Source organism: Modestobacter sp. NPDC049651 (assembly GCF_040659695.1).
GTDB lineage: Bacteria > Actinomycetota > Actinomycetes > Mycobacteriales > Geodermatophilaceae > Modestobacter.
Map to the genome: position 1 here is coordinate 1 of NZ_JBFAOG010000025.1, position 22,408 is coordinate 22,408.

The 22,408-nt window shown below is 77.4% G+C and carries 20 protein-coding genes; 16 read left to right on the forward strand and 4 right to left on the reverse strand.

Features of this window, described 5'->3' with window-relative positions; all coding sequences use genetic code 11:
• The first annotated feature begins 1,347 nt into the window (after positions 1-1,347).
• The gene (locus tag AB0J00_RS21245; protein ID WP_357748899.1) at positions 1,348-2,217 is read left to right on the forward strand and encodes a tetratricopeptide repeat protein; all 870 of its coding nucleotides are present in this window, start codon (positions 1,348-1,350) and stop codon (positions 2,215-2,217) included.
• An 85-nt stretch (positions 2,218-2,302) separates the two neighbouring features.
• A complete protein-coding gene (locus AB0J00_RS21250; RefSeq protein WP_357748901.1) occupies positions 2,303-2,662 on the forward strand; it encodes a single-stranded DNA-binding protein in 360 nt (119 codons plus the stop codon).
• A 19-nt stretch (positions 2,663-2,681) separates the two neighbouring features.
• Here AB0J00_RS21250 and AB0J00_RS21255 read toward each other — a convergent pair whose 3' ends face one another.
• Positions 2,682-3,995 carry a DUF1015 domain-containing protein gene (locus AB0J00_RS21255; protein WP_357748903.1) on the reverse strand — a complete coding sequence of 438 codons (1,314 nt, stop codon included), beginning with the start codon at positions 3,993-3,995 and terminating at the stop codon, positions 2,682-2,684.
• A gap of 113 nt (positions 3,996-4,108) precedes the next feature.
• Here AB0J00_RS21255 and AB0J00_RS21260 point away from each other — a divergent pair, with 113 nt between their 5' ends.
• Together AB0J00_RS21260 and AB0J00_RS21265 are read left to right on the forward strand one after the other, a co-directional pair.
• The gene (locus AB0J00_RS21260) at positions 4,109-4,606 is read left to right on the forward strand and encodes a tetratricopeptide repeat protein (protein ID WP_357748906.1); all 498 of its coding nucleotides are present in this window, start codon (positions 4,109-4,111) and stop codon (positions 4,604-4,606) included.
• Positions 4,603-5,679 (forward strand): HAD-IIA family hydrolase, encoded by a 1,077-nt coding sequence (locus AB0J00_RS21265; protein ID WP_357748909.1) that lies wholly within the window; start codon positions 4,603-4,605, stop codon positions 5,677-5,679. The genes AB0J00_RS21260 and AB0J00_RS21265 overlap by 4 nt, the downstream gene beginning before the upstream one ends.
• A gap of 6 nt (positions 5,680-5,685) precedes the next feature.
• Here AB0J00_RS21265 and AB0J00_RS21270 read toward each other — a convergent pair whose 3' ends face one another.
• Positions 5,686-6,003, reverse strand: a complete 318-nt coding sequence (locus tag AB0J00_RS21270; RefSeq protein ID WP_357748912.1) for a sterol-binding protein — start codon at positions 6,001-6,003, stop codon at positions 5,686-5,688.
• 238 nt (positions 6,004-6,241) lie between these two features.
• Here AB0J00_RS21270 and AB0J00_RS21275 point away from each other — a divergent pair, with 238 nt between their 5' ends.
• Genes AB0J00_RS21275 through recN form a run of 4 tightly spaced genes read left to right on the forward strand, consistent with a single transcriptional unit; the run spans position 6,242 to position 10,092 of the window.
• On the forward strand, positions 6,242-6,427 hold the full coding sequence (locus AB0J00_RS21275; RefSeq protein ID WP_357748914.1) for a hypothetical protein: 186 nt from the start codon (positions 6,242-6,244) through the stop codon (positions 6,425-6,427).
• Positions 6,427-7,224 carry a TlyA family RNA methyltransferase gene (locus AB0J00_RS21280; RefSeq protein WP_357748917.1) on the forward strand — a complete coding sequence of 266 codons (798 nt, stop codon included), beginning with the start codon at positions 6,427-6,429 and terminating at the stop codon, positions 7,222-7,224. Before AB0J00_RS21275 ends, AB0J00_RS21280 begins: the two co-directional genes overlap by 1 nt.
• The gene (locus tag AB0J00_RS21285) at positions 7,221-8,303 is read left to right on the forward strand and encodes an NAD kinase (protein ID WP_357748919.1); all 1,083 of its coding nucleotides are present in this window, start codon (positions 7,221-7,223) and stop codon (positions 8,301-8,303) included. The genes AB0J00_RS21280 and AB0J00_RS21285 overlap by 4 nt, the downstream gene beginning before the upstream one ends.
• A complete protein-coding gene (gene recN, locus AB0J00_RS21290; protein ID WP_357748921.1) occupies positions 8,278-10,092 on the forward strand; it encodes a DNA repair protein RecN in 1,815 nt (604 codons plus the stop codon). Before AB0J00_RS21285 ends, recN begins: the two co-directional genes overlap by 26 nt.
• A gap of 12 nt (positions 10,093-10,104) precedes the next feature.
• On the opposite strand, the gene AB0J00_RS21295 is transcribed toward recN, so the two are convergent.
• Positions 10,105-11,070, reverse strand: a complete 966-nt coding sequence (locus tag AB0J00_RS21295; RefSeq protein WP_357748924.1) for a helix-turn-helix domain-containing protein — start codon at positions 11,068-11,070, stop codon at positions 10,105-10,107.
• A gap of 164 nt (positions 11,071-11,234) precedes the next feature.
• Here AB0J00_RS21295 and steA point away from each other — a divergent pair, with 164 nt between their 5' ends.
• From steA to AB0J00_RS21335, 8 genes are read left to right on the forward strand one after another with little or no spacing between them, the layout of a single operon-like run.
• The gene (gene steA / locus AB0J00_RS21300) at positions 11,235-12,419 is read left to right on the forward strand and encodes a putative cytokinetic ring protein SteA (RefSeq protein ID WP_357748926.1); all 1,185 of its coding nucleotides are present in this window, start codon (positions 11,235-11,237) and stop codon (positions 12,417-12,419) included.
• Positions 12,416-13,372: a copper transporter gene (locus AB0J00_RS21305; protein ID WP_357748928.1), complete on the forward strand. Its 957-nt coding sequence runs from the start codon at positions 12,416-12,418 to the stop codon at positions 13,370-13,372. Before steA ends, AB0J00_RS21305 begins: the two co-directional genes overlap by 4 nt.
• Complete coding sequence (locus AB0J00_RS21310; RefSeq protein WP_357748931.1) at positions 13,369-14,211, forward strand: hypothetical protein; 843 nt, start codon at positions 13,369-13,371, stop codon at positions 14,209-14,211. Before AB0J00_RS21305 ends, AB0J00_RS21310 begins: the two co-directional genes overlap by 4 nt.
• Positions 14,208-15,890: a lipid II flippase MurJ gene (locus AB0J00_RS21315; protein WP_357748933.1), complete on the forward strand. Its 1,683-nt coding sequence runs from the start codon at positions 14,208-14,210 to the stop codon at positions 15,888-15,890. The genes AB0J00_RS21310 and AB0J00_RS21315 overlap by 4 nt, the downstream gene beginning before the upstream one ends.
• On the forward strand, positions 15,883-17,040 hold the full coding sequence (locus AB0J00_RS21320) for a glycosyltransferase family 4 protein (protein WP_357748936.1): 1,158 nt from the start codon (positions 15,883-15,885) through the stop codon (positions 17,038-17,040). The genes AB0J00_RS21315 and AB0J00_RS21320 overlap by 8 nt, the downstream gene beginning before the upstream one ends.
• Positions 17,040-19,394: a hypothetical protein gene (locus tag AB0J00_RS21325; RefSeq protein WP_357748938.1), complete on the forward strand. Its 2,355-nt coding sequence runs from the start codon at positions 17,040-17,042 to the stop codon at positions 19,392-19,394. The genes AB0J00_RS21320 and AB0J00_RS21325 overlap by 1 nt, the downstream gene beginning before the upstream one ends.
• Positions 19,378-21,144: a CTP synthase gene (locus AB0J00_RS21330; RefSeq protein WP_357748939.1), complete on the forward strand. Its 1,767-nt coding sequence runs from the start codon at positions 19,378-19,380 to the stop codon at positions 21,142-21,144. The genes AB0J00_RS21325 and AB0J00_RS21330 overlap by 17 nt, the downstream gene beginning before the upstream one ends.
• Positions 21,144-21,737 carry an NUDIX hydrolase gene (locus AB0J00_RS21335; RefSeq protein ID WP_357748942.1) on the forward strand — a complete coding sequence of 198 codons (594 nt, stop codon included), beginning with the start codon at positions 21,144-21,146 and terminating at the stop codon, positions 21,735-21,737. The genes AB0J00_RS21330 and AB0J00_RS21335 overlap by 1 nt, the downstream gene beginning before the upstream one ends.
• Positions 21,738-21,747: 10 nt before the next feature.
• On the opposite strand, the gene AB0J00_RS21340 is transcribed toward AB0J00_RS21335, so the two are convergent.
• A complete protein-coding gene (locus AB0J00_RS21340; RefSeq protein WP_357748945.1) occupies positions 21,748-22,389 on the reverse strand; it encodes a hypothetical protein in 642 nt (213 codons plus the stop codon).
• Positions 22,390-22,408 lie beyond the last annotated feature (19 nt).

Genomic DNA, 22,408 nt, shown 5'->3' on the forward strand with positions numbered 1-22,408 from the left:
GATGGTACTGCCCTGGGGACGGGGTGGGAGAGTAGGACGCCGCCGGACAATCATTCGAAACGGGGGTCGGAGCATCATGCTCCGGCCCCCGTTTCTGTGTGTCCGCCACCAGGAGTCCCGATGCCGTCGCCAACAGCCGACCGGCAGCAGGGCCCGGGCAGCACGCCAGGCGTGCGCCCCCGACCGTGAGGTAACCCAGTAGTCATGACTTCTCCGCGACGGGGCTCCGACGGAGCCGACCGAGGCCGTAACCCAGGTGCGCGTGGCGGTGGTGCTGCCGGCGGTGGCCGGGCGGGCTCCGGTGGGCGCCCGCAGCGCCCGGCAGGCCACCGCGGCTCGCGGCCGGCCGGCGAGGGCAATGGTCGCGGTCAGGGCGGTGGTGGCCAGCGCGGCGGCGCTGCCGGCGGTGGCGAGCGGCGCAGCTGGCAGGACCGCAGTCCCGGTGGCGACCGCCAGGGTGGGGCGCGCCCGTCCTGGCAGGACCGGCGTCCGGCCGGTGAGCGTCCCCAGGGGGACCGCCGCGAGGGTGGTCGGCCCCAGGGTGGCGGCCGTCCTCAGCAGAACGACCGGCCGTCGTGGCAGGACCGGCGTCCGGCCGGTGAGCGTCCGCAGGGCGCCCGACCCCAGGGTGGTGGCCGCCCCCAGGGTGGTGGGCGCCCGCAGGGTGGTGGGCGCCCGCAGCAGGGTGACCGGCCGTCGTGGCAGGACCGTCGCCCGGCCGGCGACCGTCCGCAGGGTGGTGGCCGTCCGCAGCAGGGTGACCGGCCGTCGTGGCAGGACCGTCGCCCGGCCGGCGACCGTCCGCAGGGTGGTGGGCGCCCGCAGGGTGACCGGCCGTCGTGGCAGGACCGTCGCCCGGCCGGCGACCGTCCGCAGGGTGGTGGGCGCCCGCAGGGTGACCGGCCCTCGTGGCAGGACCGCCGCCCGGCCGGCGACCGTCCGCAGGGTGGTGGGCGTCCGCAGGGTGACCGGCCCTCGTGGCAGGACCGTCGCCCGGCCGGCGACCGTCCGCAGGGTGGCCGGCCCCAGGGTGGTGGGCGCCCGCAGGGTGACCGACCCGCGTGGCAGGACCGTCGGCCGGCGGGTGACCGTCCGCAGGGTGGTGACCGTCCGCAGGGTGGTGGCCGTCCGCAGGGTGGTGGACGTCCGCAGGGTGACCGGCCGTCGTGGCAGGACCGTCGCCCGGGTGCCGACCGCGGCGCCGAGAGCCGTGAGCATGCCGCTCCTCGACGGGCACCCGGCCCGGACTTCCCCGAGTGGGCGGACCCGCGGGACCTCGACCCCGGTGTCCGCGCCGCGCTGCGCGGCCTGGACCCCCGCAACGCCGAGACGGTCGGTCGTCACCTGGTGGCCGCCGGCGGGCTGCTGGAGGACGAGCCGGAGCTCGCTCTCGAGCACGCCCGGGCTGCTCGTGACCGGGCCTCCCGGATCGCCGCGGTCCGCGAGGCGGTCGGTGTCGCGGCGTACCACGCCGGTGACTTCGCCGAGGCCGCCCGCGAGCTGCGCGCCTACGCGCGGATGAGCGGCGACCAGAGCTACCGCGCCGTCCTGGCCGACTGCGAGCGGGCGCTCGGGCGCCCGGAGAACGCCCTGCGGCTGATCCAGGAGGCCCTCGAGGCGCACCCGGACCACGACGAGCTCGTCGAGCTGCGGCTGGTCGAGGCCGGCGCCCGGTCGGACCTGGGCGAGGCCGCGGCCGCCGCCCTGGTGCTCGAGGAGGCGCTGGGCGGCCGTCCGACGCCGTCCACGCTGGGTCGCGCCGACCTCGGCCGGCTGCGGCTGGCCACCGCCTACGCTGACCTGCTCGCCGCGCGCGGTGAGACCTCGGCGGCGCAGGAGTGGTACGGCGCGATCGCCGCTGCCGACCCCGACGACCTCACCGGCGTCTCCGAGCACTTCGCCGAGGTGGAGTTCACCGAGGACGACGAGGAGCTCGACGACCCCGTCACCGACGTCGCTGACGAGGACGAGGACGACGAGGACGACGAGGCCGTCGCCGACACCGGGGACGACGATGACGCCGAGCTGATGACCCCGGTCGACGGCGTCAGCGAGACCGAGCTCCTGGAGTACGACGAGAGCGAGGACGACATCGAGGCCGAGGTCGCCGAGCTGCTCGGGGAGACCGCGCCCCGGCCCGTGGCCGAGTTCGACCACAGCCGGCTGTTCCAGGAGGCCGCTGACCCGGCCACGGAGCAGGAGCGTCCGACGGACTGAGCGCGACCGTCCACACCGGCCAGGGCCGTCCACAGTTCACGGGCGGTCCTGGCCGGCCAGTGGCGTCGCCGCGAGGCTTCCGAGCATGAGCCTGGCAGTCATCGACCGCAACGACGTCGTCCTCCGGGGCCGGTTGTCCGCCCCGCCCGAGCTGCGCCCGCTGCCCAGCGGCGACACGCTCCTGGTGTTCAAGCTGGTGGTCCGGCGGGCGAACCCGCGGCCCCGGGGCCCGAAGTCCGACGTGATCACCTGCGTCAGCCTCCTGCCCGCCCTCCAGCGGCACGCCGTCGCCTGGACCGACGCGGACGTCGTGGAGGTCGAGGGGTCGCTGCAGCGCAGGTTCTGGCGGACGCCCACCGGCACCGCGGTGGCCTACGAGGTGAACTGCCGGCGGGGTCGCAAGGTCGCCCGCGGCGGTCAGCGCTCCGCTCCGCGGTCGGCATGACCGTGCCTGACCCCTCGGCTCAGCCGCCGTGCCCGGGCTGCTCGTCGTGCGGGCGGAGGACGAGCCCGGTGCGCGGCTTGGGCACGAACAGCGTCGACTTGCGCGGCATGCGGGCGCCGGCCCGGGCGACCGCGGCGACGTCCGCCGGGGACGGGGAGCGCAGCAGCACCGCGACCCCCGCCCGCTCGGCCGCGAGCCGGAGCGCCTCGTCCACGTCGTGGGCCACCAGCACCGAGGCCGGATCGTCGGGGCGGCCGAGCAGCGAGCCGAACAGCCCGTGGTGGGCGAGCACCACGTCCAACCGCCGCCACGCGGGCGGCGCCTCGGCCGGCACGGTCGCCCACAGCTCCGGCGCGGGGGCGGTCAGCTGCACCACCCGCGTGCCGTCGGTCAGCAGGAACGCCGGCCGCTCGGCGCCGTCGACCCAGCGGCCGACCGCCGGCCGCAGCCCACCGTCCAGGGGCAGTTCGGTGACGGTGAACCCGCGGGCGGCAGCGGCCGTGGCGTCGTCGAGCCGGAGGTCGGGCAGCACCCGGTGGATGGCCTGCAGGCGCAGCCCGCCGGGCCCCATCGGGGTCAGCAGCGCGAGCACCGCCTCGTCGTCGTGCCCGCCGCGCACCTGGTGCTCCCGGGCGGCCGCGAACCGGTGGTGGCCGTCGGCGATGACCGCGCCGGTGCCGGCGAACGCCGCGGTCACCCGGGTCAGCGTGGCGGGGTCGGTCACCCGCCAGAGCCGGTGCACCACCCCGTCGGGGTCCGCCACCTCGAGCGCGGGTACGCCCGTGCCGGCCCGCTCGGTCTCCGCGCGCACCACCGGGTCGGGATCGTGGGCCAACACGATCGGCTCGAGGTCGGTCGCGGTGGCGTCGAGCAGGGCGCGCCGGCCCTCGACGGCGGGGGCGTAGGTGTCCTCGTGCGGCAGGACGGCGGTCGACCCGGGGCGCGGCAGCCCGACGGCGGCCAGCCAGCCGCTCGTGGCCGGCACGCCGGGCCGGGCCATGTCGTACCGCCACAGCGCCGGCGCGGGGTCGCGGGCCAGCACGCCCTCGCTCAGCCAGCGGGCCAGGGTCGCCGCGGCGGTCCGCGCCGAGCCCTCGCCCGGCGCGGGATCGCCCGGCGTCCGCTCGACGTGCGGCAGGATCAGGCGCACGATGTTGTGCGGATCCGCCGCGGCCAGCCGGTCGCGGCCCGCCGCGGTCACCAGGTCGTAGGCCGGTGAGCTCACCCGGGCCAGCTGGTCGGGGTCGTGCTCGCGGTAGGTCAGGGCCCGGAACGGCCGGACGTCGAGGCCCGCCGGGTCCAGAGGCGGGTCGTCCGCCGACGTCGAGGGCACGCAGTCGATCGTAGGAGCGCCACGGCACCGTCCACCGGGCGGCGTCGGTGGGCTCCCACCGGGACCTGCGTCCCGCCCACCAGGACCGGTCGAGCGCCGGGGGAGGAGCTGCGGTGCCGCAGGGACCAGGGTCGCGGGGGCCGACCGCGGACGAGCCGTCGCCCGGGGAACGGCCCGCGTCCGGCGCCGAGGACACCGGCACCGGGGACCCGGGAGCCGCCCGCCGCCCGGACGGCGAGGTCTACGACTGGTACCAGCGCGGCCTGCAGCTGCTGGCCAGCGGGCACCCCGACGCGGCCGCGACCCTGCTCGAGCACGCGGTCGCCGCCGAACCCGGCTCGCGCAGCCTGCTGGAGGCGCTGGCCCGAGCCCAGTACGACGCCGGTCGCTACGAGGCGGCGATCCGCAGCTTCGGCCAGCTCATCGACGTCAACCCGACCGACGACTACGCCCAGTTCGGGCTGGGCCTGGCGGCCAGCCGCGCCGGCGCGCTGGAGCTGGCCGCCGAGCACCTGGCGCTCGCCGTCGCGATGCGTCCCGATCTCGGGCACTACAGCCGGGCGCTGCGCGGCGTCCGGGCCCGCCGAGGCGCTCTGGAGGACCGCCCGTGACCCCCACCCCCTCGCTGGCCGCCGGCTCCTCGCAGCCGCCCGCCCGCGTCCACGACGTCGCCCTGCTCGACCTGGACGGTGTCGTCTACGTCGGCCCGGCCGCGGTGCCCGGCGTGCCCGCGGCCCTCGCGGCCGCCCGGGAGGCCGGCATGCGGCTGGGCTTCGTCACCAACAACGCCGCCCGCACCCCGCAGCAGGTCGCCGCGCACCTCACCGAGCTGGGCGTGCCCGCGGTCCCGGAGGACGTCATCACCAGCTCCCAGGCTGCCGCCTCGGTCGTCGCCGAGCGCTTCGGCGCCGGTGCGCCGGTGCTGCCGGTCGGCGGTCCGGGCGTGGCCGCGGCGCTGACCGCCGCCGGGCTGCGCGTGGTCGACTCCGCCGAGGACCGGCCGGTCGCCGTCGTCCAGGGTTACGGGCCGCAGGTCGGCTGGGCGCAGCTGGCCGAGGCCGTCGTCGCGGTGCGCGGCGGCGCCCGGCACGTGGCCACCAACGTCGACGCCACGATCCCGTCGCCGCGCGGCGTGCTGCCCGGCAACGGTGCGCTCGTCGGCGTGGTCCGCGACGTCACCGGGCAGGACCCGCTGGTCACCGGTAAGCCCGACCCGGCGATGCACGCCGAGTGCGTCCGCCGCACCGGCGCCGAGCGCCCCCTGGTGGTCGGCGACCGGCTGGACACCGACATCGAGGGCGCCCGGCGCGCCGGTGCCCCCAGCCTGCTGGTGTTCTCCGGGGTGACCACGCCCGAGGCGCTGCTCGCCGCCGGGCCGGTGCACCGCCCCGACCTGATCGCCGCCGACGCCGGCGGGCTGCTGCACCCCGCGCCGGCCGTCACCGCCGTGGAGGGCGGCTGGCGGTGCGCCGGCTGGGTCGCCGAGGCCGGCGACACCGCGGTCGTGCTGCGGCACGTCGGCGAGTCCACCGAGGAGCGTGCGGACGACGGCCTGGACGGCCTGCGGGCGCTCGCCGTGGCCCACTGGGCGCGCCACCCCCAGTCCGGTGCCCCGTGCCCGGTGCGCGCCGCCGACGACGCCGCGGCCGCCGCCCTCGCCCGGTGGGAGCTCGCCGTCAGCTGAGGGAGGTCAGAGGAGCGAACGCAGCCGGAGCATGTCGCGCAGCCCGGCCTCGAGCTTCACCCGGCCGCCGGCCCAGGCCGGGCCGAACGCCAGCCGGCCACTCGTGAGCGCCAGCAGGTCGTCGCTGGTCATGGTCAGCCGGATGTCGGCCTTGGGCACCGCCGGTCCGTCCGGCTCGGCGGTCATGTCGTGCACCGACCCGGCGGCCAGCCGGCCGTGCACCACCTGCCGGAGGTCGGTCAGCCGGCAGGAGACCGTGCGGTCCAGCCCGCGGGCGCCCTCCGACGCGGCGAGTCGACCGACGAACCCGGTGAGGGCCGTCATGCACTGCTCCAGCGTCGCCACCTGCGACGTCCTCCTCGGCTCGGGTGCGGCGCGCCCGGGCGGGACGCCGCTGCGGGACGCTACCGCCCCGGCACCGGCCCTCCCGCCGGCCGCTGTCCACCGCCGTCCCGGCGGGATGTCGCCTGCCGCTTGTAACCTGCGGAGCGGAGACCAACGACCGTCCGCGCCCGGCTGCCCGCCGGGTGCGCGGCCGACCGGGACAGCGGAGGAGGACATCGTGAGCGACCAGCAGCACCGCCCGGTCCCCGGCCCGCCTCCCGGTCCGCGCCCCGGCCCGGCCGTGCGCGCCGACGAGGACCGCTTCGCGGGGCTCGCCGGGCGCCCGGTCGCCGAGCACGTCGGGGTCTTCGACGCCGAACTCGAGCGGTTGCAGCGCGAGCTGTCCACCATCGACCAGCTCTGATGGCCCGCCGCAGCCGGCTCGACGCCGAGCTCGTCCGCCGCGGTCTGGCCCGCTCCCGGGAGCACGCGGTCACCCTCATCGCCGAGGGGCGCGTCACCGTCGGCGGTCAGGCCGCCACCAAGCCCGCCACCGGTGTGGAGGCCGGCACCCCGGTCGTCGTCCGCACCGACCCCGACACCCCGCAGTGGGTGTCCCGCGGCGCGCACAAGCTGATCGGCGCGCTGGACGCCTTCGGCGTCGACGTCGCGGACCGCCGGGCGCTGGACGCCGGGGCGTCGACCGGCGGCTTCACCGAGGTGCTGCTGTCCCGGGGTGCCCGCGAGGTCGTCGCCGTCGACGTCGGCTACGGCGAGCTCGCCTGGTCGCTGCGCACCGACGACCGGGTCGCCGTGCACGAGCGCACCAACGTCCGCGAGCTCACCCCCGAGGCGATCGGCGGCGCCGCCGACATGGTGGTCGCCGACCTGTCGTTCATCTCGCTGCGGCTGGTGCTGCCCGCGCTCACCGCCTGCGCCACCCCCGGCGCCGACCTGCTGCCGATGGTCAAACCGCAGTTCGAGGTCGGCCGCGACCGGCTGGGCACCGGCGGCGTGGTGCGCGACCCGGCGCTGCGCGGCGAGGCGGTGCTCACCGTCGCCCGAGCCGCGGCGGAGCTCGGCTGGGGCACCGCCGGCGTGGTGGCCAGCCCGCTGCCCGGACCGGCGGGGAACGTGGAGTTCTTCCTGTGGCTGCGCCGGGACGCGCCACCACCGCAGCAGGCCGACGTCGACCGAGCAGTTCAGGAGGGACCGCAGTGAGCGAGGACGCCACCCCCGGCACCGCGGGGTGCACCACCGGCCCGGACGGCGTGCGCCGAGTGCTCCTGGCCGCGCACACCGGCCGCGCGGACATCGTCGCGCTGGCCCGCTCGTCCGCCGAGCGGCTGGCGAAGGCCGGGTTCGTGGTCCGGGTGCTCGACGACGAGGCCGAGGACCTGGCCCTGCCCGGCGCCGAGGTCTGCGCGTCCGGCCCGCAGGCCGCCCAGGACGCCGAGATCGTGCTGGTCTTCGGCGGCGACGGCACGTTCCTGCGCGCCGCCGAGCTGGCCCGGCCCACCGACGCGGCGATCATCGGGGTCAACCTCGGCCGGGTGGGCTTCCTGGCCGAGACCGAGCCCGACGCGGTCGAGGAGATGCTCACCGCCGTCGAGGAGTGCGAGTACATGGTGGAGGAGCGGCTGACCCTCGAGGCGACCGTCCGCGACGCCGACGGCACGCCGGTCGGCACCACCTGGGGGCTCAACGAGGTCTCGGTGGAGAAGGTCGAGCGCTCCCGCGTGCTCGACGTCGTGCTGGCCGTCGACGGGCACCCGCTGACCAGCTTCGGCTGCGACGGGGTGCTGTGCGCGACCCCGACCGGGTCCACCGCCTACGCCTTCTCGGCCGGCGGTCCGGTCGTCTGGCCCGACGTCGAGGCGCTGCTGGTCGTGCCCGCCAACGCGCACGCGCTGTTCTCCCGGCCGCTGGTCACCAGCCCCGACTCGGTGCTGACCGTCGCCGTGCCGCCGGACGGTGCCCGGGCCCGGGTCTCCGCCGACGGCCGCCGCACCGTCGAGGTGCCCGAGGGCGGCCGGGTCGACGTCCGCCGCTCCGACCGGCCGGTGCGCATCGCCCGGGTCAACCCGGCCACCTTCGGCGACCGGCTGGTGGCCAAGTTCGGGCTGCCGGTGCGCGGTTTCCGCTCCGCCCGGCTGCACGGCCCCGGGCACGAGGCGCCCACCGGCAACGTGCTCACCCGCGACCTCACCAGCTTCGCCGGGACCGCCGACCAGCAGGTCAACGGCGCCTCGCGCACCCCCGAGGAGGTGCACCGTGGCCACGCGGACGGCACGGACTGACAAGCCCGCGCGCAAGGCCGCACCCGCCGCCCCGGCACCCACCCGGCCGGCGGCCGCCCCGCACGGCGCGCTGGAGGAGCTGCGGATCCGGGGGCTGGGCTCGATCGACGACGCCACCCTCGAGCTCGGCCCCGGGCTGACCGTGGTCACCGGTGAGACCGGCGCGGGCAAGACGATGGTCGTCACCGGCCTCACCCTGCTGTTCGGCGGCCGCGCCGACCCCGGCCGGGTGCGCGCCGGTGGCCGGGCCGGGGTGGAGGGCCGGCTGGTGCTGCCCACCGACTCCCCGGTCTGGACCCGCGCCGCGGAGGCGGGCGCCGAGCCCGACGACGACGGCAGCCTGATCCTTGCCCGCACGGTCAGCGCCGAGGGCCGCTCCCGGGCGCACCTGGGCGGGCGGAGCGTCCCGGTCGGTGTGGTGGCCGAGCTCGCCGAGGACCTGCTGGCCGTGCACGGCCAGACCGACCAGCTGCGGCTCACCCGCCCGGCCGAGCAGCGCCGCGCGCTGGACCGCTACGCCGGCCCGGACCACCTGGCACTGGTCGAGGAGCACCGGGCCGCGCACGCGCGGTGGCGGGAGCTCGCCGAGGACCTGGACCGGCGCCGCAGCCAGGCCCGCGAGCTCGCCCAGACCGCCGACGTGCTGCGCCACGGCCTGGAGGAGGTCGCCGCCGTCGCCCCCGAGGAGGGGGAGGACGAGACGCTCGACGCGCAGGCCAAGCGGCTCGGGGACGCCGACGCGCTGCGCGCCGTCGCCGACGAGGCCCGGCTGGCGCTGGTCGGCGACACCACGGGCGAGCTGGGCGGCGGTGACTTCACCGCCGACGCGTCCAGCGCGCTGGCGACCGCCGAGCGGGCGCTCGCCGGTTCCGACGACCCGGCGCTGGTGCTGCTGTCCCGCGACCTCGCCGACGCGGTGGCGGTCGTCTCCGACGTCGCCGTGCAGCTGGCCGGCTACGTCAGCGACCTGGACGCCGACCCCGCGCGGCTGGCCGAGGTGCTGGACCGGCGGGCGGCGATCACCGCGCTGGTGCGCAAGTACGCCGATCCCGGCCAGGGCCTGGCCGGCGTGCTCGCCTGGGCCGCCGACGCGGCCGACCGGCTCAGCCAGCTCGACGTCTCCGACGAGGCGCTGGAGGCCCTGGAGGCGCAGCGGGACGCCGCCCGGGCGGAGCTGGACGCGCTCTCCGCGCGGGTCACCGCCGGGCGCACCGCCGCCGCGGAGGGGTTCGCCGCCGAGGTGGGCCGGGAGCTCGCCGGCCTGGCGATGCAGAACGCCCGGGTGTCCTTCCGGATCGACAGCGACCCGGCGCACCTGGGCCCCGAGGGCGCCGACGAGGTGGCGCTGCTGCTGTCCCCGCACCCGGGGGCGCCGGCGCGGCCGGTGCACAAGGGCGCGTCCGGCGGTGAGCTGTCCCGGGTGATGCTGGCCATCGAGGTGGTCTTCGCCGGCGCGGACCCGGTGCCGGTGATGGTGTTCGACGAGGTCGACGCGGGCGTCGGCGGGCAGGCGGCCGGGGAGATCGGCCGGCGGCTCGCGCGGCTGGCGCGCGAGCACCAGGTCGTCGTCGTCACCCACCTGGCGCAGGTCGCGGCGTTCGCCGACACGCACCTGGTGGTGGACAAGGCGCCGGACTCCGCCGCCGGGGTCACCGAGACCGACATCCGCGCCGTCCGCGGCGAGGACCGGGTGCGCGAGCTGGCCCGGATGCTGTCCGGCCTGGCCGATAGCGGCACCGGCCAGGCACACGCCCGCGAGCTGCTCGCGGTGGCCGCCGAGCGGGCCTGACCCGGCCGCCGCTCAGCGGCGCTTGGCGTACCCCGCCAGGCCGAACTGCAGCAGAGCCAGCCCGCGCTGGCCGCGGTGGCGAAGCTCGTCGACCAGCCCGGGGCCGGAGTCCCCGGCCAGCACCCGGTCGCGGGCGAGCTCCAGCAGCGACGCGTAGAGGCCCAGCACGGCGTTGGCCGCCAGCCACGGCTCCAGGTCGCCGGCCGCGGCGCCGGTCTCGGTGGCGATCTCCGCGGCGAGGGCGTCGGTGAGCGTGCCGAGGATCTCCCGCTCGCGGGCCTGCAGGGTGCGGCTGCCGCGGATCACCCGGGCCATCGCGGTCACGCCCTCGGCCGCGGCGGGCGAGCCGAGCTGGCAGACGGCGGCGACGACGAACGTGCCGGCCGCCGCGGAGACCGACTCGCCGCTGCGCCGGCGGGCGACGGCTGCCAGCAGCGCGGCGCGGATCGGCGGGTCGGCCTCGAAGACCAGCCCCTCCTTGACCGGGAAGTGGTTGAAGACGGTCTTCTCCACCACGCCGGCGCGCTTGGCGATCTGCTGCACGCTGACCGCGTCGAAGCCGCGCTCGTCGAACAGCTCGGCGGCGGCGTCGACGATCGCCTCGCGGGTCTGCTGGTAGCGCACCTCGCGCTTGTTGGGTCCCCGGCGCGCCCGCCGGCGCGGTGGGGCGGCCGGTGCCTCCGCGGCGGGGGAGCCGGCGGGCTCGGCAGCGGCCCCGGCGGCGGGCTCGGCGGGGGAGCCGTCGGGCTCCTCGGCCGGCACCTCCACCGGCCGGGGGATCGGCGGCCGCGGGCTGAAGGTCACCACCCGGGCCGTCTCGGCGGGGTCGACGGCGACCGCTCCGCCGTCGGCGAGCAGCTCCTCGGCGCCCGCGCGCTCAGCACCCCGACCCTCGACCTCGGGTCGAGGGTCGTGCGGCTGGGCGGGATCGGGCAGGACAGTGGCAGCACTCCGCCGGGCGGCGGCCCCTCCAGTCACAGCAGCCACGCTAGTGACGGGCCGGTCCCGTCCCCGGGCAGCGACATGCCGGTGGAGGTGTGGCGCGCCGCGCTCTCCGGTGGTGTCGCTCACCGACCGTGATCACATGGTTGCTGTTGCGCGTCGGGACGGACCGGATCGGCACCCATGGGAGCATCGGCCCCATGCGCATCGGCACCTTGCGGCGCGGACGGCCGTCCGAGACGGCACCGGGGGTCTCCGGCGTCGTCCGGGTCGACCGGCGGACCAAGAACCTCACCAAGCGGCTGCGGCCCGGCGACATCGCGGTCATCGACCACGTCGACATCGACCGGGTCAGCGCCGACTCCCTGGTGGGCTGCAAGGTGGCCGCGGTGGTCAACGCCAGCGCCAGCACCTCGGGCCGGTACCCCAACCTGGGTCCCGGGATCCTGGTGGACGCCGGCATCCCCCTGGTCGACGGTGTCGGCAAGGAGGTGCTGGCCCGGATCAAGGAGGGCGCCACCGGGCGCCTGGACGGCAACCGGCTCTACGTCGACGACGAGCTGGTCGCCGAGGGCGTCGAGCAGACCCAGGAGACCGTCGCCGAGGCGATGGCCGAGGCGCGCGCGGGCCTGTCGACCCAGCTCGAGGCCTTCGCCGCCAACACGATGGAGTACATGAAGCGGGAGCGCGCGCTCCTGCTCGACGGCGTCGGCGTGCCCGACGTCCGGACGAAGCTCGAGGGCCGGCACGCGCTGGTCGTCGTCCGCGGGTACGACTACAAGGAGGACCTGGCGGCGCTGCGGTCCTACATCCGCGACTACCGCCCGGTCCTCATCGGCGTCGACGGCGGGGCCGACGCGCTGATCGAGGCCGGCTACCAGCCGGACATGATCATCGGCGACATGGACTCGGTGAGCGACTCGGTGCTGCGGTGCGGCGCGGAGGTCGTCGTGCACGCCTACGCCGACGGCCGCGCGCCCGGCCTGCAGCGCGTGCTGGACCTCGGCGTCGACGCGATCACCTTCCCGGCGTCGGCGACCAGCGAGGACATCGCGATGCTGCTGGCCGACGAGAAGGGCGCCTCGCTCATCGTCGCCGTCGGCACGCACGCCACGCTGATCGAGTTCCTCGACAAGGGCCGCGGCGGCATGGCGTCGACCTTCCTCACCCGGCTGCGCCTGGGCGGCAAGCTGGTCGACGCCAAGGGCGTGAGCCGGCTGTACCGCAGCCGGATCTCCGTGCTGGCGCTGGTGCTGCTGGTGCTCGCCGCGCTGGTGTCGATCGGGGCCGCGGTCGGGGTCTCGACGACCGGGCACATCTACCTCGACCTGCTGGTCGACCAATGGGACAGCTTCGTGTTCTGGCTGGAGAACCTCTTCTCGTGATCGACTTCCGTTACCACCTGGTCTCGCTCATCGCGGTCTTCCTGGCGATCGCGCTGGGGATCGTCATCGGCACCACCCAGCTCAACGGGCGGCTGGTCGACAACCTGCAGAGCCAGGTGAGCGGGCTGCAGGAGGACAAGCGCAGCCTGGAGACCCAGACCCAGCAGCTGCAGGGCCAGCTCGACGACGTCGGCAGCTTCGAGGAGGCCGTCGGCCCGAGCCTGGTGCGCGGCACCCTCACCGGCCGCAGCGTCGTGCTGGTCGTCGCCGACAACGACGTGCCCAGCGACGCCGTCGAGGGGGTCACCGGCCTGCTCGGCAGCGCCGGCGCCCGGGTCACCGGCACCGTGCGGCTGACCGGCGACTACACCTCGCCGTCCAAGGACAGCGCGCTGCAGAACTACCTGACCGGCACGGGGCTGCCGGCCGGCACCACGCCGCCCACCGGCGACGACGTGGGCGCCCAGGTCGCCTCGCTGCTCGCCCAGGTGCTCATGGTGCCCGGCCCCGGCGCCGCGGACGCCGGCATCGCGCCGGACTCGACCGCCACCTCCGCCGTGCTCACCGGGCTCGGCCAGATCGGCGTGCTCGACCGCGCCGACACCGGCTCGGTCAGCGCCGCGGACTTCGCCGTCGTGCTGACCGTCGGCACCATCGGCGGCCGCAACGAGGAGGCCCGCACGAAGCGGCTCGTGCAGCTCGCCGCGGCGCTGGACGACCGCGGCTCCGGCACGGTCGTCGCCGGGGACGCCGCCTCCGCGGGGGACGGCGGCCTGCTCGCCGCGCTGCGCGACGACGACGCCCTGGCCGGCTCGGTGTCGACCGTCGACAACCTGATCGCGGTGGCCGGGCAGATCAGCACCGTGCTCGCCGTCGCGGCGGAGGGCCGCGGCGACTCCGGCGCGTACGGGACGGCGGACAACACCCAGCCGGTCCCGGCCGCGGCGCCGTGACCGCCGCCCCGCTCCGCCGCGCCGCGCTGGTCGCGACCGGGGCGCTGGCCGCCCGCGCCGGGCTGGCCGGTGCCGCCGCGCTGGCCGCCCGCCCGGCCGGTGCCCGCTGGCAGCGCACCAACTACGCCCGGCGGCCGGTCAGCCTGCTCGGCGGCCCGGTGCTCGCCGCGGCCGCCACCGGCAGCGCCGTGCTCGGCGCCCCGGCCGGGCAGCGGGCCGCGGCGGCCGTCGTCGGCGGCGTCGCCGGGCTGGTCGGCGGCTACGACGACCTCGCCGGCGCGCGCCCGGAGCAGGCCGGCGACAAGGGCCTCGCCGGGCACCTCGCGGCGCTGCGCGCCGGCCGGGTGTCCGCCGGCGCGGTCAAGGTCGCCGGCATCGGCACGGCAGCCGCCGTCGCCGCGGTGCTGACCCGCCGCGAGCGCGGCGCCGCGGGCCTCGTGGACGGCGTGCTCACCACCGGCCTGGTGGCCGGCACCGCCAACCTGCTCAACCTGCTGGACCTGCGCCCCGGGCGGGCCGGGAAGGCCGCGGCGCTGCTGGCGACCGCGACCAGCGGCGGACCGGCGGGCGGGCTGTCGGCCGGGCCGCTGGGCGCCGCGCTCGGCGTGCTCCCGGCCGACCTCGGCGAGCAGGTCATGCTCGGCGACTGCGGCGCCAACGCCGTCGGCGCCCTGCTCGGGCTGCGGCTGGCCGCGCTGCCCGGCCGCGGTTCGCGGGCGGCGCTGCTCGGCGTGGTCACCGCGCTCACCCTGGCCAGCGAGAAGGTGAGCTTCACCCGGGTCATCGAGTCGACGCCGGGGCTGCGCGAGCTCGACCGGCTCGGCCGCCGCCCGGCGTGAGCGCGGGAGGGCCGGCCGACCCGCCGGTCGCGGCACCGCCCGCCCCCGCCGGCGCCCGGGTCGTGCAGGGCGTCGCCGGCGCCGCGCTGCTCATCTCGGTGCTCACCCTGCTGTCCCGGGTCGCCGGGTTCGGCCGCACGCTGGTGTTCACCAACGCGGTGGGCGCCGACAGCACCGGCGACACGTACCTGGCCGCCAACAACGTGCCGAACATCGTGTTCGAGGTCGTGGCCGGGGGAGCGCTGGCCAGCCTCGTCGTCCCGATGCTCGCCGCGGGCATCGCCGCCGGCGACCGGGAGCAGGTGCGCCGGACGGCGTCGGCGCTGCTGACCTGGAGCCTGCTCGTGCTGGTGCCGCTGGCCGCGCTGCTGGCGCTGCTGGCGCACCCCGTCGCCGGTGCGCTGCTGGGCTCGGACGCCGACGACGCGGCGAAGGTCGACCTGGCCGCCCGGTTCCTGCAGGTGTTCGCGCCGCAGGTGCCGTTGTACGGCGTCGCCGTCGTGCTCACCGGCGTGCTGCAGGCGCACCGCCGGTTCGCCGGGCCCGCGCTCGCGCCGCTGCTGTCGTCGGTGGTCGTGGCCGGCGCCTACCTGCTGTTCGCCGGCACCGGCGGCAGCCGGCAGGTCGCGGACCTGACCCGCGGCGGCGAGCTCGTGCTCGGCGTGGGCACGACGCTGGGCGTCGTCGCGCTGGCCGGCTCGCTGCTGCTGCCGCTGCGCGGGCTGCGCCTCGGGCTGCGGCCGGCGCTGCACTTCCCGGTCGGGGTCGCCGCCCGGGTGCGGCGGCTCGCGGTCGCCGGGGTGCTCACCCTCGCCGGCCAGCAGCTGGTGGCCGTCGTCGCCATCCGGCTGGCCAGCGGGGACGCGCCCGACGGCACGCAGACCGTCTACTTCGCCGGCATGACCGTGTTCCTGCTGCCCTGGTCGGCGCTGGCGGTGCCGCTGGCCACCTCGGTCTACCCCGGTCTCAGCGAGCGCGCGGAGCTCCGCGACGAGCCCGGCTACCAGCGGGCGCTGGCGCCGGTCGCGGTGCTCACCGTCGTCGCGACCGTGCTCGCGGCCGCGGGGCTGGTCGCCGTCTCCGGCCCGCTGGCCCGGGTGTTCCTCGCGGCCCGGTCCGACCCCGCCCAGGTCGAGGCGCTGCAGCCGGCGATCGCCGCCTTCGCCCCCGGCCTGGTCGGCTACGGCCTGGTGGCGCTGCTGTCCCGGGCGCTGTACGCCCGCGGCCTGTGGCGGGCGCCCACCCTGTGCATCACGGCCGGCTGGCTGCTCGCCGTGGCCGCCGACCTGGTGCTGGCCGCGGTGCTGCCCACCGCCGACCGGGCCACCGCCCTGGCCGCCGGGCACAGCGCCGGGGTGACCGTCGCGGGGCTCGCGCTGCTGGTCGTGGTCGTGCGTGTCAGCGGCGGGGGTGCGGTGACCGGCCTGGCCCGCACCGGATTCGCCGCGCTCGCGGCCGGTGCGGGAGGTGCCGCGGCCGGGCTGGTCACCGGACGCCTGCTGGGCGCGGACCCGCTGCCCGGCGGCGGCGTGCCGGCCGCGGTCGGCACCGGGCTCGCGGAGGGCGCGGTGGTGGTCGTGGTCGCCGGGGCGGTCATCATGGGACTGGCCCGCCGGCCGCTGCTCGCGGCGGTGCACGGGCTGCGGGGTGCCGGACGACAGGAGGTGGCAGGTGGCTGAGCAGGAGCGACCGCTGGCCGGCCGGCGCATCGCCGAGGTGCTGGCCACCAGCACCGGCGGCGTGGGGACCCACGTCCGGTCGGTGCTCGGCCCGCTGGCCGCCGCCGGCGCGTGGCCGCGGGTCTGCGGACCCCGGGCCACCGACGAGCTGTTCGGCTTCAGCGCCGCCGCGGCTTTCCGCCCGGTCGGCATCTCCGCCGGGCTCGACCCGGTCGCCGACGTGCGGGCGGTGCTGGCGCTGCGCCGGGCCACCGCGGGCGCCGAGCTGGTGCACGCCCACGGGCTGCGCGCCGGGCTGGTCGCCGCGGCCGCGCGCCGGGTCGCGGGGGAGCCCGGACGGCCGCTGGTGGTCACCCTGCACAACGCCCTGCAGCCCGGCGGCGGGCTCCGCACCCGGGTGCTGGAGCGGCTGGAGCGCGCCACCGTCCGCAGCGCCGACGTCGTCCTGGCCGCCTCCGGAGACCTGGCCGCGCACGCCACCCGGCTGGGCGCCCGCGACGTGCGGCCCGCGCCGGTCTCCGCGCCGCCGCTGCCGCTGCCCGAGCGCAGCCGCGCGGAGGTGCGGCGCGAGCTCGGCCTGGCCGAGGACCCGCGGCCGCTGGTCGTCGCGGTCGGCCGGCTGCACCCGCAGAAGGGCTACGACGTCCTGTTCGACGCGGTCGGCACCTGGGTCGCCGACGACCGGCTGCGCCCGGCCCCGCTGGTCGCCATCGCCGGTGACGGCCCGCTGCACGACGAGCTCGCCGCCCGGATCGCCGCCGAACGGCTCCCGGTGCTCCTGCTCGGCCGCCGCACCGACGTCGCCGACCTGCTCGGCGCCGCCGACGTCTGCGTGCTGCCCTCGGTGTGGGAGGCCCGCTCGCTCACCGCCCAGGAAGCGCTGCGCACCGGCGTGCCGCTGGTGGCCACCCGGGTGGGCGGCATCCCGGAGCTGGTCGGGGACGCCGCGGAGCTGGTGCCCGCCGGCGACGCCGCAGCGCTGGCCGAGGCGGTCACCGGGGTGCTCACCGACCCCGCCGCCGTCGCCCGGCTGGCCGCGGCCGGCCCGCGGCAGGCCGCCACCTGGCCCGACCAGGCCGCCACCGCGCGGCACCTGGTCGCGCTGTACCGGGAGCTGCTGGGCCCTCCCGCCCCGGGAGCGGCCCGCTGATGCGCACCGCGGCCCGCGCCGCCTGGGCGCTGCTGTGCGCGCTGCTCGTGCTGGCCACCGCGGTCCTCGGCGCAGCCGCGCCCGCGCAGGCCGCCGACGCCGGCACCTGGCGGGCGCAGCGGGCGGTCGTGGTCGGGGTGCCGGGCCTGCTGTGGTCCGACGTCGACCCGCAGGCGACCCCCGAGCTGTGGGCGCTGGCGCAGGACTCCGCGATCGGCGCGCTGTCGGTGCGTGCCGGCCGCGCCACCACCTGCCTGCTCGACGGGTGGGCCACCCTGGGGGCGGGCAACCGCGCCCGCTACCCGGGCGCGACCGAGGAGGTCCCGCCGGTGCCGCTGCCCAGCGCGCCGCTGCCGGACCACACCACGGCACCCGGGCCGGAGGGCGGCAACGGCGGGGGCGCGGCGGAGGGGACAGCGGAGCAGCCGCCCGCCGTCGACACGTCGTACTCCTACTGCGGCCTGGAGGAGTCCGTCGCCGACCTGGGCCTGACGCAGCCGCAGCAGACGGTCGAGGCGATCGCCGCAGACGAGGCGACCCGCCGGTTCGGCGCCGTCCCCGGGCTGCTGGGGGAGAGCGTCGGCTGCGCGACCGTCGTCGGCAAGGCCGCCACCCTCGCGGTGGCCGGCCCCCGGAGCGAGGTCCAGCTGGTCGACCAGCTCCCCGACGCCGCCGCGCTGGCCGCGGGCTGCCCGCTCACCCTCGTCTCCCTCGACGACCTCACCGACGCCGGCCACCCCGGGCTGGACCAGACCGACTCCGGCACCCAGCCCGGGGGCCGGGCGCAGGCGGTGCGCGCGGTCGACGAGGCCGTCGGGCAGCTGCGCCGCACGCTGGCCCAGGCGCCCGGCACGCTGCTGCTGCTGGCCGGCGTCTCCGAGGTCAACGACGGCCGGCCCCGGCTGCACGTGGCGATGGCCCAGGGGCCCGGCTTCGGCCCGGGCTGGCTCACCTCGGCCAGCACCGGCCGGCCGCCCTACGCACAGCTCATCGACGTCGCGCCCACGGTGCTGCGCGCGCTCGGGCTGCCCGAGCCGGCCTCGGTCAACGGACAGCCGATGACCGCCACCGCGACGCGGCCGCCGCTGGCCGACGCGGTCGCCGAGCTCGACCGGCTCGACGTCCGCGCCTCCGTGCACTACCGGTCCACCGGCACCTTCTTCTGGACCCTGGTCGGCGTCAACGCCGTCTTCCTCGTGCTCGCGCTGCTGGTGCTCAGCGGGGTCTCGGTCCGCGGCCGGCGGATCGGGCCGGCCGGACCCGCCGGGGCACGGCTGCTGCGGCCGGTCGCGCTGGCCGTCGGGGCGCTGCCGGTGGCCACCTACCTGGCGAGCCTGGTGCCCTGGGAGCTGGCCGGCTCGCCCCGGCTCGCGCTGGCCGGCACGGTGCTCGCCGCCGACCTGCTGGTCACCGCGCTGGTCGCGCTCGGCCCCTGGCGGCGGGCCCGGTTGGGCCCGGCGGCGGCGCTGCTGGCGGTCACCCTGGGCACGCTGGTCGCCGACGTGCTCACCGGCTCGCACCTGGAGCTCGACGGGCTGCTGGGCTACGACCCGATCGTCGCCGGCAGGTTCACCGGCTACGGCAACCTGACCTTCGGCCTGTACGCGGTGTCCGCGCTGCTGCTCACCGCCGGCGGCGCGGCGCTGCTGGTCCGGCGGGCCGCGCGGCGCGGGCGCCCGGAGACCCGGGCCCGCTGGCTGGTGCCGGTGCTGTCCGCCGGAGTGGTCACCGTGGGCCTGCTGGGCGCGCCGTCGCTGGGCCGGGACTTCGGCGGGGTGCTGTCCGCCGTCCCCGGGTTCCTGGTGCTCGGGATGCTGCTGGCCCGGATCCGGGTCACCGTCGTGCGGCTGGCGGCGGTCGTCGCCGCGGCGGTGGTGGTGGTCGGCGGGGTGGCGGTGCTGGACTGGCTACGGCCGGCCGACCAGCGCAGCCACCTGGGCCGGTTCGTCGCCCAGGTGCTCGACGGCGAGGCGTGGACGGTCGTCAGCCGCAAGGGGCAGGCCAACCTCTCGATCCTGGTCGGCAGCGCGCTGTCGTGGATGCTGCTGGTCGCGCTGGTCGCCGCGGTGTGGCTGCTGCGCCCCGGCGGGCTGCTGCGCGGCCGCCCCGGGCACGCGGTCGGGGGGCTGGGCGCCGAGGACCGGCGGGTGCTGCGCGCCGGGCTGACCGCGGTCGCGCTGTCGCTGACTCTGGGCGCGCTGGTCAACGACAGCGGGGTCGCGCTGCCGGCCACCGCGGCCACCCTGCTGGTGCCGCTGCTGGTGTGGCTGGTGGCCGGGGCCCGGGCGGGCCGTTCGACCGAGGATGACGGCGGCCCCCGTGTTACGGTCGTCTCCCGTGGGTCGACTGGCTGAGAACAGCTCTGTAAGCGCCAACCAGGGACACGGTTCCCGCGGACTCCTCTCCAACTCGCAGCCGACGAAGTTCGTCTTCGTCACCGGCGGTGTCGTCTCCTCGCTGGGCAAGGGACTGACCGCCAGCTCGCTGGGCGCCCTGCTGTCGGCGCGCGGGCTGCGGGTCACGATGCAGAAGCTGGACCCGTACCTCAACGTGGACCCGGGGACGATGAACCCCTTCCAGCACGGGGAGGTGTTCGTCACCGAGGACGGCGCCGAGACCGACCTGGACATCGGCCACTACGAGCGGTTCCTGGACGTGGACCTCTCCGGCCGGGCGAACGTGACCACCGGGCAGGTCTACTCCGACGTGATCGCCAAGGAGCGGCGCGGCGAGTACCTCGGGGACACCGTGCAGGTGATCCCGCACATCACCAACGAGATCAAGGCCCGCATCCTGGCCGGCGCGGCAGGGCGGGTCGGGTCGGGTGATGACGAGCGGCGGGTCGACGTGGTGATCACCGAGATCGGCGGGACCGTCGGTGACATCGAGTCGCTGCCCTTCCTCGAGGCCGCCCGCCAGGTGCGGCACGAGATCGGCCGGGACAACTGCTTCTTCCTGCACATCTCGCTGATCCCCTACATCGCCCCGTCCGGGGAGCTGAAGACCAAGCCGACCCAGCACTCGGTGGCCGCGCTGCGCAGCATCGGCATCCAGCCCGACGCGCTGGTCTGCCGCTCGGACCGGCCGATCAACGAGGGCATCAAGCGCAAGATCGGCCTGATGTGCGACGTCGACGCCGAGGGCGTCACCTCCTGCCCCGACGCGCCGTCGATCTACGACATCCCCCGGGTGCTGCACCGCGAGGGCCTGGACGCCTACGTCGTCCGCCGGCTCGGCCTGCCGTTCCGGGACGTCGACTGGACCGTGTGGGGCGACCTGCTCGACCGGGTGCACCAGCCCAAGCAGACCGTGACGATCGCGCTGGTCGGCAAGTACATCGACCTGCCCGACGCCTACCTGTCGGTGACCGAGGCGCTGCGGGCCGGCGGGTTCGCCCACCGCTCCCGGGTGGAGATCCGCTGGGTGAAGTCCGACGACTGCGAGACCCCCGAGGGCGCTGCCGCGGCGCTGGCCGGCGCCGACGGCATCTGCATCCCCGGCGGGTTCGGCGTGCGCGGCATCGAGGGCAAGCTCGGCGCCATCCAGCACGCCCGGGTCAACGGCGTCCCGACCCTGGGCCTGTGCCTGGGCCTGCAGTGCATGGTCATCGAGACCGCCCGCAACCTGGCCGGCATCGAGGACGCGAACTCCACCGAGTTCGACCCGGAGACCCCGCACGCGGTCATCTCCACCATGGCCACCCAGGTCGACGTGGTCGCCGGCCGCGGCGACATGGGCGGCACGATGCGGCTGGGCAGCTACCCGGCGCAGCTGGCGAAGGGCTCGGTCGTGGCCGCCGCCTACGGCTCCACCGAGATCACCGAGCGCCACCGGCACCGCTACGAGGTGGCCAACGCCTACCGGGACCAGCTGGCGGAGGCCGGGCTGGTCTTCTCCGGCACCTCGCCCGACGGCACGCTGGTCGAGTTCGCCGAGCTGCCGGCCGACGTCCACCCGTTCTTCGTCGGCACCCAGGCGCACCCGGAGCTCAAGAGCCGGCCCACCCGGCCGCACCCGCTGTTCGCCGCGTTCGTGCAGGCCGCCGTCACCCACCAGGACTCGGCCCGGCTGCCGGTGCCCGAGGACGAGGCGGTCGGCATCTGATGGCCGACCAGCCGCACGACTACGAGCTGCTGGACAGCGAGACCGTCTACGACGGGCACGTCGTCTCGCTGCGCCGGGACACCGTCGCCATGCCCGGCGGCGGGTCCAGCGTCCGCGAGGTCGTGCACCACGGCGGCGCCGTCGGCATCGTCGCGCTGGACGACGAGGGCCGCGTCGTGCTGCTGCGGCAGTACCGGCACCCGGTGCGCCAGCACCTGTGGGAGCTGCCCGCCGGGCTGCTGGACGTCGAGGGCGAGTCCGCGGTCGAGGCGGCGCAGCGGGAGCTCGCCGAGGAGGTGCAGCTGGCCGCCGAGCGGTGGTCGCTGCTGGTGACGACGTACTCCAGCCCCGGCTTCTCCGACGAGCGGATCCGCATCTACCTCGCCGAGGGGCTGTCCGACGTCGACCGCCCCGAGGGGTTCGTGGTCGAGCACGAGGAGCTCGACATGACCGTGGAGCGGGTGCCGCTGGCCGAGGCCGTGCAGCGGGTGTTCGACGGGGAGATCCGCAACGCGCTCGCCGTCACCGGGCTGCTGGCCGCCGCGCAGGCCCGGGCCACCGGCGCCCGGCTGCGCCCGCTCGACGCCGAGTAGCCGCCGCGGGTCACCCCGCGCGGGTGGCGGCACGCGGGGCGGCGGACGGCGCGCGCAGGCCGAGCCGGGCGAGCTCCAGCTCGGCCAGCGCCGCCACCGCCCGCGGGTCGCCGTCCCGCCACCGCGCGCCGGTGCCCGCGGGCAGCCGGGCCAGCTCGGGCAGCGGCGCGGTCGCCAGCGCCCGGGCGGCGAGCAGCTCGAGGTCGGGCGCCGTCGGTGACCCGAGCACCCGCCGCGCCGCGGTGGCCTCCCGCGACCAGCGCAGCCGGCCCGGCAGCCAGCGGGACAGCGCCCAGCCGACCGGCAGCACGACCAGGACGACGGCCAGCACGGTCGCCAGCGTGTGCACCGCGTCCTGCGCGCCCTGACCGGTGCCGGCCACCGCACCACCGGCGTCGCCGAGGGCGTCCAGCGGCCGGGACAGCGCCCCGCCGGCGACCGGCACCCGCCCGGCGGCGTCCGCGGCGTCGCCCATCGCGTCGGAGATCGAGTCGCCGAGCCGCTCGACCTGCTGGCCCGGGCCGGCCAGCTGCAGCACCGCGCGGTGCACGGTGCGGGCCACCAGCAGCCAGACCGCCAGCCAGGCCAGCAGACCCACGTCGGCGGCGAGCTGGCGGGCACGGCGGGCCGGGCGGTCGGCGTAGAGGCGCACCGGTCCAGGGTGCGGCACC

Bases quoted from the DNA above. Each gene is read 5' to 3' on its own strand.
- AB0J00_RS21270 (WP_357748912.1), bottom strand. From the start codon at position 6,003: ATGACGGCCCTCACCGGGTTCGTCGGTCGACTCGCCGCGTCGGAGGGC.
- AB0J00_RS21250 (WP_357748901.1), top strand. From the start codon at position 2,303: ATGAGCCTGGCAGTCATCGACCGCAACGACGTCGTCCTCCGGGGCCGG.
- steA (WP_357748926.1), top strand. From the start codon at position 11,235: ATGCGCATCGGCACCTTGCGGCGCGGACGGCCGTCCGAGACGGCACCG.
- AB0J00_RS21325 (WP_357748938.1), top strand. From the start codon at position 17,040: ATGCGCACCGCGGCCCGCGCCGCCTGGGCGCTGCTGTGCGCGCTGCTC.
- AB0J00_RS21280 (WP_357748917.1), top strand. From the start codon at position 6,427: ATGGCCCGCCGCAGCCGGCTCGACGCCGAGCTCGTCCGCCGCGGTCTG.
- AB0J00_RS21335 (WP_357748942.1), top strand. From the start codon at position 21,144: ATGGCCGACCAGCCGCACGACTACGAGCTGCTGGACAGCGAGACCGTC.